At 67.5% G+C, this 14,842-nt stretch carries 18 protein-coding genes, 1 tRNA gene, 1 other RNA gene and 1 pseudogene; 7 read left to right on the plus strand and 14 right to left on the minus strand.

Annotated features, from left to right (window positions below; all coding sequences use genetic code 11):
• Positions 1-11: 11 nt before the first annotated feature.
• The 6 genes and pseudogenes from ACFOMD_RS15190 to efp form a co-directional block, all read right to left on the minus strand.
• Positions 12-695 (minus strand): annotated as a pseudogene (locus ACFOMD_RS15190) (NADH-quinone oxidoreductase subunit C); the annotation flags it as partial.
• A complete protein-coding gene (locus ACFOMD_RS15195; protein WP_380863464.1) occupies positions 692-1,165 on the minus strand; it encodes a NuoB/complex I 20 kDa subunit family protein in 474 nt (157 codons plus the stop codon). The gene ACFOMD_RS15195 and the pseudogene ACFOMD_RS15190, both read right to left, overlap by 4 nt.
• A 77-nt stretch (positions 1,166-1,242) precedes the next feature.
• On the minus strand, positions 1,243-1,620 hold the full coding sequence (locus ACFOMD_RS15200; RefSeq protein WP_380862876.1) for an NADH-quinone oxidoreductase subunit A: 378 nt from the start codon (positions 1,618-1,620) through the stop codon (positions 1,243-1,245).
• 105 nt (positions 1,621-1,725) lie between these two features.
• Positions 1,726-2,952 carry a hypothetical protein gene (locus ACFOMD_RS15205; RefSeq protein ID WP_380862878.1) on the minus strand — a complete coding sequence of 409 codons (1,227 nt, stop codon included), beginning with the start codon at positions 2,950-2,952 and terminating at the stop codon, positions 1,726-1,728.
• Positions 2,953-2,962: 10 nt separating this feature from the next.
• Positions 2,963-3,766 (minus strand): inositol monophosphatase family protein, encoded by an 804-nt coding sequence (locus ACFOMD_RS15210; RefSeq protein WP_380862880.1) that lies wholly within the window; start codon positions 3,764-3,766, stop codon positions 2,963-2,965.
• Between the two features lie 50 nt (positions 3,767-3,816).
• Complete coding sequence (gene efp, locus ACFOMD_RS15215; protein ID WP_380862882.1) at positions 3,817-4,380, minus strand: elongation factor P; 564 nt, start codon at positions 4,378-4,380, stop codon at positions 3,817-3,819.
• A gap of 138 nt (positions 4,381-4,518) precedes the next feature.
• Here efp and ACFOMD_RS15220 point away from each other — a divergent pair, with 138 nt between their 5' ends.
• A complete protein-coding gene (locus ACFOMD_RS15220) occupies positions 4,519-5,067 on the plus strand; it encodes a 2'-5' RNA ligase family protein (RefSeq protein ID WP_380862884.1) in 549 nt (182 codons plus the stop codon).
• Here ACFOMD_RS15220 and thiE read toward each other — a convergent pair.
• The 6 genes from thiE to tkt all read right to left on the minus strand — a co-directional run bounded on the left by thiE (position 5,064) and on the right by tkt (position 11,574).
• Positions 5,064-5,738 carry a thiamine phosphate synthase gene (thiE, locus tag ACFOMD_RS15225; protein ID WP_380862886.1) on the minus strand — a complete coding sequence of 225 codons (675 nt, stop codon included), beginning with the start codon at positions 5,736-5,738 and terminating at the stop codon, positions 5,064-5,066. The two genes, ACFOMD_RS15220 and thiE, sit on opposite strands and share 4 nt — an antisense overlap.
• Positions 5,739-5,769: 31 nt before the next feature.
• Positions 5,770-6,663: a fructose bisphosphate aldolase gene (locus tag ACFOMD_RS15230; protein ID WP_380863466.1), complete on the minus strand. Its 894-nt coding sequence runs from the start codon at positions 6,661-6,663 to the stop codon at positions 5,770-5,772.
• An 85-nt stretch (positions 6,664-6,748) separates the two neighbouring features.
• Positions 6,749-7,390, minus strand: coding sequence for a TIGR02466 family protein (locus ACFOMD_RS15235; protein ID WP_380862888.1), 642 nt, complete (start codon positions 7,388-7,390; stop codon positions 6,749-6,751).
• Positions 7,387-8,580 carry a phosphoglycerate kinase gene (locus tag ACFOMD_RS15240; RefSeq protein WP_380862890.1) on the minus strand — a complete coding sequence of 398 codons (1,194 nt, stop codon included), beginning with the start codon at positions 8,578-8,580 and terminating at the stop codon, positions 7,387-7,389. The genes ACFOMD_RS15235 and ACFOMD_RS15240 overlap by 4 nt, the downstream gene beginning before the upstream one ends.
• A gap of 4 nt (positions 8,581-8,584) precedes the next feature.
• The gene (gap, locus tag ACFOMD_RS15245; RefSeq protein ID WP_380862892.1) at positions 8,585-9,595 is read right to left on the minus strand and encodes a type I glyceraldehyde-3-phosphate dehydrogenase; all 1,011 of its coding nucleotides are present in this window, start codon (positions 9,593-9,595) and stop codon (positions 8,585-8,587) included.
• Between the two features lie 2 nt (positions 9,596-9,597).
• Positions 9,598-11,574 carry a transketolase gene (gene tkt, locus ACFOMD_RS15250; RefSeq protein ID WP_380862894.1) on the minus strand — a complete coding sequence of 659 codons (1,977 nt, stop codon included), beginning with the start codon at positions 11,572-11,574 and terminating at the stop codon, positions 9,598-9,600.
• A gap of 191 nt (positions 11,575-11,765) precedes the next feature.
• On the opposite strand from tkt, the gene ACFOMD_RS15255 reads away from it, so the two are divergent.
• The 6 genes from ACFOMD_RS15255 to ACFOMD_RS15280 all read left to right on the plus strand — a co-directional run bounded on the left by ACFOMD_RS15255 (position 11,766) and on the right by ACFOMD_RS15280 (position 13,525).
• Complete coding sequence (locus ACFOMD_RS15255) at positions 11,766-11,963, plus strand: hypothetical protein (protein ID WP_380862896.1); 198 nt, start codon at positions 11,766-11,768, stop codon at positions 11,961-11,963.
• The gene (locus ACFOMD_RS15260) at positions 11,963-12,283 is read left to right on the plus strand and encodes a cell division protein ZapA (protein WP_380862898.1); all 321 of its coding nucleotides are present in this window, start codon (positions 11,963-11,965) and stop codon (positions 12,281-12,283) included. The genes ACFOMD_RS15255 and ACFOMD_RS15260 overlap by 1 nt, the downstream gene beginning before the upstream one ends.
• Before the next feature lie 7 nt (positions 12,284-12,290).
• A non-coding RNA gene (gene ssrS / locus ACFOMD_RS15265) (6S RNA) lies at positions 12,291-12,447 on the plus strand.
• A gap of 7 nt (positions 12,448-12,454) precedes the next feature.
• The gene (locus ACFOMD_RS15270) at positions 12,455-13,003 is read left to right on the plus strand and encodes a 5-formyltetrahydrofolate cyclo-ligase (RefSeq protein WP_380862900.1); all 549 of its coding nucleotides are present in this window, start codon (positions 12,455-12,457) and stop codon (positions 13,001-13,003) included.
• A gap of 10 nt (positions 13,004-13,013) precedes the next feature.
• On the plus strand, positions 13,014-13,229 hold the full coding sequence (locus tag ACFOMD_RS15275) for a DUF2842 domain-containing protein (RefSeq protein WP_380862902.1): 216 nt from the start codon (positions 13,014-13,016) through the stop codon (positions 13,227-13,229).
• A gap of 23 nt (positions 13,230-13,252) precedes the next feature.
• Complete coding sequence (locus ACFOMD_RS15280; protein ID WP_380863468.1) at positions 13,253-13,525, plus strand: chorismate mutase; 273 nt, start codon at positions 13,253-13,255, stop codon at positions 13,523-13,525.
• A 23-nt stretch (positions 13,526-13,548) separates the two neighbouring features.
• Here the strand turns inward: ACFOMD_RS15280 and ACFOMD_RS15285 are convergent.
• Together ACFOMD_RS15285 and ACFOMD_RS15290 are read right to left on the minus strand one after the other, a co-directional pair.
• Positions 13,549-13,625: transfer RNA gene (locus ACFOMD_RS15285), tRNA-Asp, on the minus strand.
• A 101-nt stretch (positions 13,626-13,726) separates the two neighbouring features.
• The gene (locus ACFOMD_RS15290) at positions 13,727-14,800 is read right to left on the minus strand and encodes an AI-2E family transporter (RefSeq protein WP_380862904.1); all 1,074 of its coding nucleotides are present in this window, start codon (positions 14,798-14,800) and stop codon (positions 13,727-13,729) included.
• Between the last annotated feature and the right edge of the window lie 42 nt (positions 14,801-14,842).

The raw sequence follows: 14,842 nt of genomic DNA on the forward strand, positions 1-14,842 counted from the left end.
GCCTAATCCTTCTTGCCGACCGGCGCGGTGGACGCCGTGCCGGCGGCGGTCACCGGCGACGGCGCGCCCGGCGCCTGCGGTTCGGCCTTCTCGTCGCCCGGCAGCACATATTGCGCGCCTTCCCACGGCGAGAGGAAATCGAACGCGCGGAAGTCCTGCGCCAGCTTCACCGGCTCGTAGACGACGCGCTTATGCTCTTCGGAATAGCGCAGCTCGACATAGCCGGTCAGCGGGAAGTCCTTGCGGAACGGATGCCCCTGGAAGCCATAGTCGGTGAGGATGCGGCGCAGATCAGGGTTGCCCTCGAACATCACGCCGTAGCAGTCCCACACCTCGCGCTCGAGCCAGCCGGCGACCGGCCAGATGCCCGTCACCGACGGAACGGCCTGGTCCTCGTTCGCCGTGACCTTCACGCGCAGGCGGCGGTTCGCCTTCAGCGACAGCAGGTGATAATTCACCTCGAAGCGCTCGGGCGCTTCCGGGTAGTCGACGCCGGCGATGTCCATGAGCTGGCCGAAGCGCAGCTCGGCATCGTCGCGCAGCTTCACCATCACCTCGACCAGCGCCTCGCGGCGCACGGTGACCGACAGCTCGCCGACGACTTCGACAGCGGCAACGAACGCGTCGCCGAGCAGCGACGCGATGCGGTCGGCGACGCCGTCGTTCGACGCCATGACGGGGGCGGGGCTGCTCATCGCTCGAACGTCCCGACGCGGCGGATCTTCCGCTGCAGCGCGAGCACGCCGTAGAGCAACGCCTCGGCGGTCGGCGGGCAGCCCGGGACGTAGATGTCGACCGGCACGATGCGGTCGCAGCCGCGCACCACCGAATAGCTGTAATGATAATAGCCGCCGCCGTTGGCGCAGCTGCCCATCGAGATGACGTAGCGCGGCTCCGACATCTGGTCGTAAACGCGGCGCAGCGCCGGGGCCATCTTGTTGCACAGCGTCCCGGCGACGATCATCACGTCCGAATGGCGCGGCGAGGCGCGCGGCGCCACGCCGAAGCGCTCGAGGTCGTAGCGCGGCATGTTGGTGTGCATCATCTCGACCGCGCAGCAGGCGAGGCCGAACGTCATCCACCAGAGCGAGCCGGTGCGCGCCCAGTTCACGAGGTCCTCAGTCGAGGTGACGAGGAATCCCTTGTTGGAGATTTCCTGGGTCACGTCCTTGAAGAACTGGTCGCCCTGCCCGGCCGCGAGCGCACGCGCCTGCTGGTCCTCAGTGGCGAAGGGGGGCTGTACTATTCCCAATCCAACGCTCCCTTCTTCCACTCGTAAATGAAGCCGATCGTGAGGATACCGAGGAAGGTCATCATCGACGCCCAGCCGAACACGCCCGTCTGCCCGAGCGATACCGCCCACGGGAACAGGAACGCCACCTCGAGGTCGAAGATGATGAACAGGATCGACACGAGGTAGAAACGCACGTCGAACTGCCGGCGCGCATCGGAGAAGGCCGGGAAGCCCGACTCATACTCCGACAGCTTGTCGGCATAGGGTTTGTTCGCCCCGCTGAGATTCGAGATCAGCACAGGCAGGCCGACGAAAACGCCCGAAAGGGCGATCGCGACGATCAGAAAAAGAAGGATCGGCAGATATTCGGCTGCGATCGCGGGCATGAGAGAACCTCGGCCGGTCGGTTTGCTGGCGCCCTATTAGGCGCGGGTCCGCCGAGTGGCAAGGCCGCTGGCGCCCCTCGCAAAAGCTGAGAATCGTTCGCAGTTTTACCGGAGCAGTTGCAACGCGAGAATGACGGTCGGCGCCTGCCCCTCGCCGGGCTTTTGTTCCCCATTTTGGGCATATTTCGGCCACTGGCTGTTGGCCACGTAAAGCAGCTGCCCGGCGACGATCGCGCCCTGTGTCGGATCATCATGCTGGGGATGGCCGCGCTCCAGCACGTCGCCCACGGTGATCGCCTTCTCATCCACCGACAGGCGCAGCCGCAAGATGCGCGACGGCCGCCAGCCATTCTGGATGGCGATGAGGTCGTCGCCGTGCCGCAGCAACCCGTCGATGCCGTCGAGGCCTAGGTTGTCGACGACCTTCATCGGCTGCACCGCGCCGGTGCCGAGATCGATGCGGACGATGCCGTAGCTGTAGTCGGCAACGTGCAGGTGCTTGCCGTCGGGCGACGGCGCGATTCCCTGCGCGCTGTGCAGCACGCCAGGCGGTACCAGCACCGCGAGCTTGCCGTGGCGCAGCCGGTAGATCGCCCCCGAGCGGCTGTCGGCGGCGAACACTTCGCTGCCCTGCCCGACCGCCACGTCGCCCAGTTCGACGACGCCGGCGGGCATCGGAATGGCCGTAACCTTCGAGGTAGGGAGATCGAGGCCGAACAGCCCCGACGGCGTCCCGCCGCCGAACACCGGCGCCGAGACGAACCACAGCCGGTCGGCGGCGGCATCGAGCGCGATGCCGAGAATCGGGCCGGTGTTCGCGGGCAGCGGCAGCGTCTTTGCCGGCACCGCGCCGCAGCGCGCATAGAGCGCCTGCCCGACCACTGAGGAGAAATAGAGGCAGTCGCGCTTCGCGTCATAGGCGATCGCTTCGACCAGCGGAATCTGCGGCGGGATGGTAAGGCGCGGCTGCGAGAAGGCGAGCGGCTTTCGGTTGTCGATGAGCGCCTTGGCCAGCCGCTCGCGATCGGCGGCGTCGGTCAGCATCGGCAGCAGTTGCGCGGCAGTCGGCTCGCTGAAGGTGGCGCCGAGCGCCACGAAGCGGTCGATCAGCATCACCAGGCGCTTCGGATCCTCGGTCGAGGCGGAAAGCGCCTGGCGCACTGTCTCGAGGCTGGTCGGCGCCAGCGCCATCGCCGCGTCGTATTTCGCGGCCTTGTCGGCGGCGGGCGCTTCTTGCGCGGCCCGCCGGGCAGCCGATACCTCGGCGAAAGGTCCGGCGGGCGCGGCGGCGACGAGCGCCAGCAGCGCAACCGGTAAAAGCAGTGATTTCATGCGCTAGAGGCTAGCGCCCGCGAACCGCCCCCGCCACCAGCTTGTGCAGCTTTGAATGCACATCGCTGTTACCGGCGACCACCTCGCCGCGCTCCAGCATGCGCTGACCGCCGCGGAAGTCGGAGACGAAGCCGCCGGCTTCCTTGACCAGCAGCAGGCCCGCCGCCCAGTCCCACGGGTGGAGGTCGGCTTCCCAATAGCCGTCGTAGCGGCCGGCGGCGACCCAGGCGAGGTCGAGCGCGGCCGAGCCGAAGCGGCGGATGCCGGCGATCTTCGGGCTCACCGCTTCCATGATCGCGGCCTGCTCCGCATAGTCGCCATGCCCCTGGAACGGGATGCCGGTGGCGATCAGGCAGTCGTCGAGGTCGCGCCGCGCGGAGACGCGCAGGCGCTGGTTCTGCAGCCACGCGCCGCTGTTCCGCTCGGCCCAGAAGCTTTCATCGGTCAGCGGCTGGTAGACGAGGCCGGCGGTAATCTCGCCGCGCTCCTCGACCGCGATCGAGATCGCGAAATGCGGGATGCCGTGCAGGAAGTTGCTGGTGCCGTCGAGCGGATCGACGATCCAGCGCGAGCCGCCCTCGCCGCCCATGACCTCGCCGCCCTCTTCCATCAGCAGGCCGAAATCGGGCCGCGCCTGGCGCAGCACCTCCATGATGGTATTCTCGGCGGCATGGTCGGCGTTCGACACGAAGTCGGACGGGCCTTTGCGCGATACCTGAAGCTGCGCGACTTCGTTGAAGTCGCGGCGAAGGCGCGGCGCGGCCTTGCGCGCGGCCTTCTCCATCACGGTGATCAGCGCGGAATGCGAGGGCATGTGTCTGCTATCCTACGCCCCCTCCCGCTACTGGGAGGGGGAAACTCAAATCAATCGGCGCGGCGGACGTATTCGCGCTCATACACGTCGACGACGATGCGCGTGCCACTGGCGATGTGCGGCGGCACGAGGATGCGCACGCCGTTGTCGAGCACTGCGGGCTTGTACGACGAGGAGGCGGTCTGCCCCTTCACCACGGCGTCGGCCTCGACGATGGTCGCCTCGACCTGGTCGGGCAGCTGCACCGAGATCGGCTTGTCCTCATAGGTTTCCATGAGCACGTCCATGCCGTCCTGCAGGAACTCGGCGGCGTCGCCGAGCAGGTCGCGCGGCAGCTGGACCTGGTCGTAGTTTTCCTTGTCCATGAACGTCAGCTGGTCGCCCTCGGCGAACAGGAACTGGAAATCCTTGGTGTCGAGGCGCACGCGCTCGACGGTCTCCGACGAGCGGAAGCGGACGTTGGTCTTGCGGCCGTCCATCACGTTCTTGAGCTCGACCTGCATATAGGCGCCGCCCTTGCCGGGCTGCGTATGCTGGATCTTCACGGCGCGCCACAGGCCGCCTTCATACTCGATGATGTTGCCGGGACGGATGTCCACGCCGCTGATCTTCATGGGATGACCCTTGTTCGGAAAAGTGGGCGGGCTCTAGCAGAGGGGGGCATATCGGAACAAGCCCGGTCATCCGAAGCGCCGGCTTGCGTGCCGCTGCCACCTCATGAGAACATATAGCGAACATTATGTGAGTCGGTCATGCCCGCAGACAGTCATCGCTTCCTGTTCGCCCTGACGCCGCCGCCCGATATCGCGCGGCGGCTGCATGCGCTGGCGCCCGACTTCCCCGACAAGATGCTGCCCGAACGGCTGCACATGACTTTGGCGATCACCGACGATTTCGAAAGGGTGCCGGAGGGGCTGGCGCCTGCGCTGCAGCACGCAGGCGGCTTCGTGTTCGCCGAAGCGTTCGAGCTGACGCTCGACCGTCGCCGGGGCAGCCATCGGTCGATCGCGCTCCGTCCCGCCCAAGCCATCCAAGGGTTGAGCGAGCTGCACCGCCAATTGGCCGCGGGGATGCGCCGGGCGGGCGTGCCGATGCGGCGCGGCTGGAGCTTTGGGCCACATGTGACGCTCGCTTACCGCAAGGGCGAGCCGTTCATCACGCCGACACGGCCGATTTCGTGGCAGGCGACGCAGTTCGTGCTCATCGAAAGTCTCGTCGGTCGGACCATCCACCGCGAACTGGGCCGTTGGCCGCTCGATGCGCCCGCCCCGCTGACGCTGTTCGACGAGATCGCCGCCTAGACGGAAAGCAGCTTGCCGAACTCGGCGACCGCGCCGCCAGGACCCTGCGCATGGCCCCAGACGGCGTTCGACACCGCGAGGAAGTCGGCGCCGGCCGCCACCAGCGGCGCGGCGTTGGCGGCGGTTATGCCGCCGATGGCGACGCAGGGCAGCGGCGACAAGGTCGTCCACCAGCCCAGGATCGACGGGTCGGGGCGGTGCGTGGTTTCCTTGGTGGTCGTCGGGAAGAAGGCGCCGAAGGCGACATAGTTGGCACCGGCTTCGGCCGCGTCCATCGCGAGGTGGCGGCTGTCGTGGCAGGTGACGCCGATCTGCGCCTCCTTGCCGAGCAGCTTGCGCGCCGCCTCGACGCTGCCGTCGCCCTGCCCCAGATGCACGCCGTCAGCGCCGAGCTGCGCGGCGAGATCGGCGCGGTCATTGACGATCAGCGCGACATCATAGGCGGCGAGGATGGGTTTGAGCACCTCGCCGGCGCGGATCACCTCGAAATCCTCGACATCCTTCAGCCGCAACTGGAACGCGGCGACCTCACCACCGTCGAGTGCCGCCTTCAGCTTTTCCGGAAAGCCCGGATCGAAGCGCGGCGGCGAAATCAGGTAGAGCTGGCAGGCAGGCCGCCGCTCGCGCTCGAAACGCGAGCCGAACTCGGGATCGAAATCATCCTCGTCCACGGCGCCCTGCCCCCCTTTTCCTTGGCGCCGCTTAGTTCTTGACCGTCGAGGCGGTGTAGATCTCGTCGATCGCGCCGCCGAGCGAGGCGTTGAATTCGTCGTCGCTCATCTGGTGGCGCAGGTCTTCGAGGAGCGCGCGCGAGAAGCTGGCGATCATGCCGCGGTTCTTCGCCAGCTCGGCGCAGGCCTCGGGCCGCGCGAAGCCGCCCGACAGCGCCACGACGCGCAGCACGCGCGGATGGTCGACCAGCGGGTCGAACAAGCCGGCCTTCGCCGGGATCGATAGCTTCAGCATGACCTTGTCGTCGCCGGTCATCGCGTCGAGCGCCTTCACCAGCTCCTCGAGCAGGATCTGGTCGGCCTCGGCGCGCTCGGCGCTCTTGATGTTCACTTCCGGCTCGATGATCGGCATCAGCCCGGCGGCGAGCACTTGCTGGCCGACCTCGAACTGCTGCTTCACGACGGCGGCAATGCCGGCGCGGTTGGCGAGGTTGATGACCGAACGCTCCTTGGTGCCGTAGACGCCGAGGTCGCGGGCGCGGTGGAGCAGCGTATCGAGGCCGGGGTTCGGCTTCATCAGCTGGACGCCGTTCGCCTCATCCTCGAGGCCCTTGTCGATCTTGATGAACGGCACGACGCCGCGCGCCTGCAGCGCCTGCGGGGTCGGCTGGCCGCCGACCTGGCCGTCCATCGTGCGCTCGAACAGGATGGCGCCGATCACCTTGTCGCCGCTGAACGCCGGCGAGATGATGATGCGCGAGCGCATATCGTGGATCAGGCCGAACATCTCCTCGTCGGTCGACCAGGCGCCTTCTTCGACGCCGTAGCCCTTCAAAGCCTTGGGCGTCGACCCGCCGCTCTGGTCCAGCGCCGCGATGAAGCCCTTGCCCGCCTTCATCTTCGCTTCCATCTCGGCCTTGGTCATCGCGCTCATCGGGCTTTTCCTCTGTTGGTTCGTGATTGCACCGGAGGCAAAACCAGCCCCGGCGTTCGGCGTCAACCGCGTTTGGCTATCGCACGCCCTCGCGGACGGCGTTGGCGTTCATGGCGATGGAGATGCGCTCCCCCTCACCGAAATAGGGCCGCACCGCGTGCATCAGCCACGGCGGGAACATGACGAGCCGGCCCGCCGACGCGCGCATCGCCATCTGGCTCTGCGCCACCTTGCCGTCGGGACCGCGATAGCGAAGATCGAGCGGCAACATGCGCGTCATCGGCATGCGCGGATCGTAGAGCACCAGCTCGCCGCCGAGCGCCGGATCGGTCGAGCCGGCATAGCCGTCATCTACATAATAGACCGCCGACCAGACCGCGCCGGGGTGGCAATGCGATTCATTGGCGGCGCGCGGCGGCGAGATGTTCGCCCACATGTCGACGAACCAGCGAAACGATTCGTCCTCGGGGTGCGGCTGCCAAGTATATTGCTGACACAGCGCGATGAAATGGCGCGCAAGCGTCGCCGCCGCCTCGCCGCCCCAACCGAGCATGTCGGGCGTCGACTGCCAGCCGTTCCAGTTGGACTTGGCGACGCCGGGATGCGCCTCGCGGCGGCGGCGCGCGATGGCAGCCAGCTCGGCGTTGAGCGCGGCGGCGTCAGCCAGGGTATCGACGATGACCGGCGTCTCGAAGAGATGGCCGACCTGCGCCGTCACCGCTGAAGCGCCTCCACGCCCGGGAGGGCCTTGCCTTCCATCCATTCGAGGAAGGCACCGCCCGCGGTCGAGACGAAGCTGAACTTGTCGGCGACGCCGGCATGGTTGAGCGCCGCGACGGTGTCGCCACCGCCCGCCACCGAGACCAGCTGCCCCGCCTCGGTCAGCGCCGCGGCGATCTTTGCCAGCGCGACGGTGGCGGTATCGAACGGCGTCATCTCGAACGCACCCATCGGGCCGTTCCAGACCAGCGTGCGGCAGTTCTTCAGCGCATCGCCCAGCGCCTCGACGGCGGCGGGGCCGACATCGAGGATCATCTCGTCGGCGGCGACCTCATGCACGTTGACGGTGCGGTTCGCGGCGTTGGCCTTGAACTCCTTCGCCACGACCACATCGTAGGGCAGATGCACGGTGCAACCCGCGGCATCGGCCTTGTCGAGGATGCCGAGCGCAGTGTCCTTCAGGTCATGCTCGCACAGCGACTTGCCGACGTCGACGCCGCGCGCGGCGAGGAAGGTGTTGGCCATGCCGCCGCCGATGATAAGGTGATCGACCCTGGCGACGAGGTTGGTGAGCACGTCGAGCTTCGACGACACCTTGGCGCCGCCGACCACCGCCGCGACCGGGCGTTCGGGCTCGCCAAGCGCCTTCTGCAGCGCCTCCAACTCCGCCTGCATCGACCGGCCCGCGAACGCCGGCAGCTTGTGGGCCAACCCTTCTGTGGAAGCGTGTGCGCGGTGCGCGGCCGAAAAGGCGTCGTTGACGTAGAGGTCGCCGAGCTTGGCCATCGCCTCGACCAGCGCCGGATCGTTCTTTTCCTCGCCGGCATGGAAGCGGGTGTTTTCGAGCACCGCCACCTGCCCCGGCTGCAACGCCTTCACGTCGGCCTCGGCCTCGGCGCCCTGGCAATCGTCGATCAGCGTCACCGGACGCCCGAGCACGCCACCGAGCGCGTCGGCAGCGGGCTTCAACGACATCGACGGGTCGCGCCCGCCTTTCGGACGCCCGAAGTGCGACAGCACCAGCACCACCGCGCCCTTGTCCGCCAGTTCGGCGATCGTCGGCATGGCGGCGCGGAGGCGGGTGTCATCGGACACCGCGCCATTCTGCATCGGCACGTTGAGGTCGGCGCGGACGAGGATTCGCTTGCCGCGCACCTCGCCAATGTCGTCGAGCGTCCGGAAAGCCATGACCTTAGCCGAGCTTCGCCATGGCGAGTGCGGTGTCGGTCATGCGGTTCGAGAAACCCCACTCGTTGTCGTACCACGACACGACGCGGACGAGCTTGCCGTCCATGACGGTGGTCTCGAGGCTGTCGATCGTCGACGAGGCCGGGCAGTGGTTATAGTCGATCGAGACCAAAGGCTCCTCGCTGTAGTCGAGAACGCCCGCAAGCGGGCCCGACTGCGACGCCGCCTTCAGCACCGCGTTGACCTCTTCCTTGCTGGTCGTGCGGCCGGCGTCGAACACCAGATCGACGAGGCTGACGTTGGGGGTCGGCACGCGGATCGCCGAACCGTCGAGCTTGCCCTTCAGCTCCGGGAGCACCTCGCCGACGGCGCGGGCCGCGCCGGTCGTCGTCGGGATCATCGACATCGCCGCGGCGCGCGCGCGGCGCATGTCCGGGTGGATCTGGTCAAGGATCTTCTGGTCGTTGGTGTAGGCGTGGATCGTCGTGCAGAAGCCGCGCTCGATGCCGAAGGCGTCGTTCAGCACCTTGGCGACCGGCGCGAGGCAGTTCGTCGTGCAGGACGCGTTCGACACGATCTTCATGTCGGCGGTCAGCTTCTCGTGGTTGACGCCGTAGACGACGGTCAGGTCGACGCCCTTCGCGGGGGCCGAGATCAGCACCTTCTTGGCGCCGGCATCGAGATGCTTCTGCGCGCTGTCGCGGTCGGTGAAGAAGCCGGTGCACTCCAGCGCGATGTCGACGCCGAGTTCAGCCCACGGCAGCTTCGCCGGGTCGCGCTCGGCGGTGACGCGGATGCGCTTGCCGTTGACGATCATGTCGTTGCCGTCGGCCGAAACTTCGCCGTTGAAGCGGCCGTGCACGCTGTCGCGCTTGAACAGCATCGCGTTCGACTTGGCGTCGCCGAGATCGTTGATGCCGACCACTTCGATGTCGCCGCGCGGATTTTCGAGCAGCGCGCGCATGACAAGGCGGCCGATGCGCCCGAAACCGTTGATCGAAACCCGAACCGTCATGTCTAGCGCTCCTCGCTCAGTCTGGCCTTGACCTTCGCCACGATCGCGTCGGGCGTCAGGCCGAAGTGCCGATAAAGATCCTCGATCGGCGCCGAAGCGCCGAAACTGTCGATGCCGATACGCAGGCCCCGCACCATCGTGTAGCGGTCCCAGCCCATCGTCACGCCCGCCTCCACCGAGACGATCAGCGCATCCTCGGGAAGGAGATCGGCGCGATACTCGGCCGGCTGCGCGTCGAACAGCGACCAGCAGGGCATCGAGACGACGTCGCAGCCGACGCCCTCCAGCTCCAGCGGCTCGGCCGCGCTGTGCGCGATGTGAACCTCGGAGCCAGTCGCGACGAACACCACCTTGCGCTCGGCGCGCGCCGACACCAGCCGGTAGGCGCCTTTCGCCGAGAGATTCTCGTCCGACGCCTCGGTGCGGACCTGCGGCAAGTTCTGCCGCGACAGCGCCAGCAGCGACGGGCCGTCGGCCTGCGCCAGCGCCAGCGCCCAGCATTCCGCCGTCTCGACGGTGTCGGCCGGGCGGAAGGTCAGCAGGTTCGGGATCGCGCGCAGCGACAGCAGATGCTCGACCGGCTGGTGCGTCGGGCCGTCCTCGCCGAGACCGATCGAGTCATGCGTCATGACATGGATCGCACGCGCCCGCTGCAGCGCGCCGAGGCGGATCGCCGGGCGCGAATAGTCGGAGAAAACAAGGAAGGTGCCGCCATAGGGAATGACGCCGCCATGCAGCGCCATCCCGTTCATCGCGGCGGCCATGCCAAACTCGCGGATGCCGTAATAAATGTAGCGGCCGCCGTAATTGTCGCGCGTAAGCGGCTGCTGCGCCTTGGTTTTGGTGTTGTTCGAGCCGGTGAGGTCGGCCGAGCCGCCGATCGTCTCGGCGAGCGCGGCGTTGATCGCCTCCAGCGCCATTTCCGACGCCTTGCGCGTCGCGACAGTCTGCGGATTGGCGATCAGGCCGGCGATATAGTCCTTGAGGTCGGCGCCGGCGGGCAGCTCGCCCTTCATGCGGCGCTCGAACTCGGCGCGGTCGGCGGAAGCCGCGAGACGCTTGTCCCATTCGGCCGACACCGACTTGCCGCGGTCGCCCGCTTCCAGCCAGGCGTCGCGCACATCGTCGGGCACCACGAACGGCTCATGCGCCCAGTTCAGCGCGGTGCGCGTACCCGCGATCTCCTCGGCGCCGAGCGGCGAGCCGTGGGTGGCCGACGTGCCCTGCTTCTTCGGCGCGCCGTAACCGATGATGGTGCGGCAGGCGATCAGCGACGGGCGCGGATCGGCCTGCGCCGCCTCGATGGCTTTCGCGATCTCCGCCGGCTTGTGGCCGTCGCAGGCGACGACATGCCAGCCATAGGCCTCGTAGCGCTTGGCGATGTCTTCCGAGGTCGACAGGTCGGTCGGCCCATCGATCGAGATTTTGTTGTCGTCCCACAGGACGTTGAGGCGCCCGAGCGCGAGGTGGCCGGCGAGGCCCGCCGCCTCGTGGTTGACGCCTTCCATCAGGTCGCCGTCGCCGGCGATCACCCAAGTGGCATGGTCGACGAGATCGTCGCCAAAATTGGCGTTCAGGTGGCGCTCGGCAATCGCGAGGCCGACCGCCATGGCGAGGCCCTGCCCCAGCGGGCCGGTGGTGACCTCGACGCCCGCCAGCTCGAAATTCTCAGGGTGACCGGCAGTCGGGCTGTGCAACTGGCGGAAGTTCTTCAAATCTTCCAGCGTCGGCCGCGCATAGCCGGTCAGGTGCAGCAGCGAGTAGATCAGCATCGAGCCGTGGCCGGCCGACAGCACGAAGCGGTCGCGGTCAGCCCAATCGGGGCGCGACGGATCGAACTTCAGATACTTGGTGAACAGCACCGTCGCCACGTCGGCCATGCCCATCGGCATGCCGGGATGCCCCGATTTCGCCCGTTCCACCGCATCCATCGACAACGCGCGGATGGCGTTCGCCATCGAATCGTGCGGAACGGTCATGATCGGCCGGGTACCTTTTTGCTGGAGGAACAGCGATGGGCTCGGCGACTCGGGGAGCGCGAGCGCGCGCACAATGGCCAGCGACCTACACCCCGTCAACCGAAGCGCCGGCCCCTCTCAAGAGTCTGATTGACGCGACTCGATATTCGCTCTTACCGTCGCCCTCCAACGCCTTGATTTTTAGGGGTGGCATGGCCGAGGACACGAGCGCGAACGCTGCGCTGGAACGTCTCGAGCGCGCATTTGCGCGCGTCGAGGCCGCCGCGCATCGCCTGCGCCAGGCCCCCGCCAGCGCCGAGCTCGAAGCGCGTCACCAGCGGCTGCAGGCCGAGGTGAAGACCGCGCTCGATGGCATCGACCGCCTCATCGCCGCGGCGGACGGCCGCTAATGGGCCAGATCAACGTGACCATCGGCGGACGCTCCTATGGCCTTGCCTGCCGCGATGGCGAGGAAATGCGGCTGACGCGCCTTGCCTGCCATCTGGCCGACAAGGCGGGCGAGCTCGAGGTCAGCCTGGGCCAGATGAGCGAGCCGCGGCTGCTGCTGATGGCGGGCATTCTCGTCACCGACGAGCTGTTCGATCTGCGCGAAACGCCGGGCGGCGCGCAGGCCGCCGCGGACGCGCGGGTGAGCGATGCGATCAACAAGGTGGCCGAACGGCTGGAAAAGCTGGCGGCGAGCCTTGAGGCCGAGGCCGGCACACCCTAGATAAGGGGCGGGACTGCCGGGTGCGAGCAAAGCGAACATCCCTGAGGCGATATCGACATCCTAGGGTGCTGTCCCTGCCCGGATCCTGGTCCGACGCACACGGTGCCCACCTGACGTTACTGGCGTCAGAGGATATTCCGGCAAACGGCCCAGGCGGTCCCACCTTTTTCCATGGATAAGCCGGCGTTCCGCCGCGAGATGCGCCGCCGCCGCGCGGCGTTCGTCGCGGCGCTGCCCGCGAGCGAGCGCGAGGCGCTGCTGGCGGCATTGGCCGAGCGGCTGCTGGCACTGATCCCCGACACCGGCATCGTCGCGGGCTACAGCGCCTATGGCGACGAAATCGACGTCTCCGCGCTCGGGACCGCACTTGGTGACCGCTACGCCCTGCCCTGGTTCGCCGCGCGCGAAGATCCGATGACCTTCCGCCGCGCCGGCACCGCACGCGAGGACGGCCCGTTCCGCATTGCGCAGCCGACCGCCGACGCCGAAATCGTCGAGCCCGACGTGCTGCTGGTGCCATTGGTCGCCGCCGACCTTGCCGGCAATCGCGTCGGCCAGGGCAAGGGACACTATGATCGCGCGCTCGCCGGCCTTGCGGCGCGCAAGCCCATCCTGACCCTCGGCATCGCTTGGGACGTGCAGGTCGTCGAGGCGCTGCCGCCCGATCCGTGGGACGTGCCGCTCGATCGGGTGGTGACCCCGTCCCGCATCCTCGGCTAAAGGCTCCGCCATGAAGCCGACTTTTCGCAAGCCCGCCGGGGTGCTGGGGCTGATCGCGGGCCTAGCCGCCTATGCGGTGCTCGTCGCCTCGCTGGCCGGGCCGATCGGCCGCCTGCCGATCCTCGTGCAGGCGATCCTCTATCTCGTGCTGGGAATCATATGGATACTACCGCTGCGGCCGCTGCTCATCTGGATGGAGACGGGCCGCTGGCGGGCGCCGGACTGACCGCGCCGGCCGCCTGCACGACGATGGCGGAGGTGCGCGCCGGCATCGACGCGCTCGACCGGCAGCTGGTGACGCTGATGGCGGAGCGGCTGGGCTATATTGCCGCCGCCGCCCGCATCAAGCCGGAGCGTGGCGCAGTGCGCGACGAATGGCGCAAGGCCGATGTGCTGGCGAAGGTGAAAGCCGCCTCGGAGGCACAGGGCGTGCCGCCCGAACTGACCGCCGATCTGTGGGAACGGATGGTCGAATTCTCGATCGCGCACGAGTTCGTCCTGTTTGACAGGAAGAATTCGTAAGCGGCCATTCCGATTATGGAAAGTGGCGCGAGTGACGGGGCTCGAACCCGCGACCTCCGGCGTGACAGGCCGGCGCTCTAACCGACTGAGCTACACCCGCGCAAAAAGCGTGGCGGGTACCTATTCGCCGCCCCTCCCCCTGTCAAGCACGACCGGCCGACTTTTCGTCACAGGGCTGAAAGGTTTTTCGCCCCAGAATCGCTAGCGGTCGTCGTGATGCGGCTCGGCCAGCGTCGTCTCGTCGAACAGGAAGCCGAGAATATCCGGGCTGCCGACGCGGTCGAGGATCACCTTGAACATGATGAGCAGCGGCACGGCGATCAGCGCGCCGACCGTCCCCCACACCCAGCCCCAGAAGCTCAGCGAGATCAGGATGGCGAGCGGATTGATCTCCAGCCGCTTGCCGACCAGCGAGGGCGTGACCACGTTGGCCTCGAGCGTGTGGATCAGGATGAATACCGCGGCCGGCATCAGCGCGGTCCACGGATCGTTGAACGCGAGCAGCCCGCCAAATGCGATCAGCCCGCTGGCGATCACCGGCCCGAGATAGGGCACGAAGTTGAGCAGCGCCGCGAATCCGCCCCACATTAGCGGCGTCGGCATGCCGAGCATCCACATCGCAAACGCCACCACCGCCCCCATCGACACATTTATCATGGTGATGGTGAGCAGGTAGGAAGCGGTGTTCTGCACGATGTCGCGGATCAGCCGCGCCACGCGCAGCGAGCCCGACAGCGACGACCGGTTGCGGATCGTCCGCTCACGCATCCGGGTGTAGGCGGCGAGCAGGAAGTAGACGAGCAGGATCGCGAACATCAGCTGGACGAGCGCGGCCGGCGCCGATCCGGTTAGCAGCTCGAACGCCGAATTGGGCGTGTTTACCACGACTTCGGCCTGGTGCGGCGCGGCCTTCGAGGTGAGCACGCCCGAAATCTGCTCCATCAGCCGTTCGAGCGAGGCGAAGGCCTCGAGGATCGGCGCGAGGTTCTCACGCACCTGCGGCAGGCGCGATGGCAGCAACTGTACCCATTGCGTCGCCGGCAGGACGATCGCGACCAGCGTGACGTTGGCGACGAACAGGAACGCCATGAGCACGATCAGCGCGCTCAGGCCCGGCGGCAGCTTGTGCCGTTCCATCCAGTCCTGCGCCGGCGCAAGCATCAGCGTGATGACGATCGCCACCATCACCGGCATGAAGAAGATGGCGCCGGCGCGCAGCGCGAAGGGCAGCGCCAGGAACAGCCCCGCCCCTGCGACAAAAACCAACCATGACAACAGTCTGTCTCGCCGGTAGGAGACGGCCTCTGCCTCGTCGAC

The organism is Sphingoaurantiacus capsulatus (genome assembly GCF_042648405.1).
Taxonomy (GTDB): domain Bacteria; phylum Pseudomonadota; class Alphaproteobacteria; order Sphingomonadales; family Sphingomonadaceae; genus Sphingoaurantiacus; species Sphingoaurantiacus capsulatus.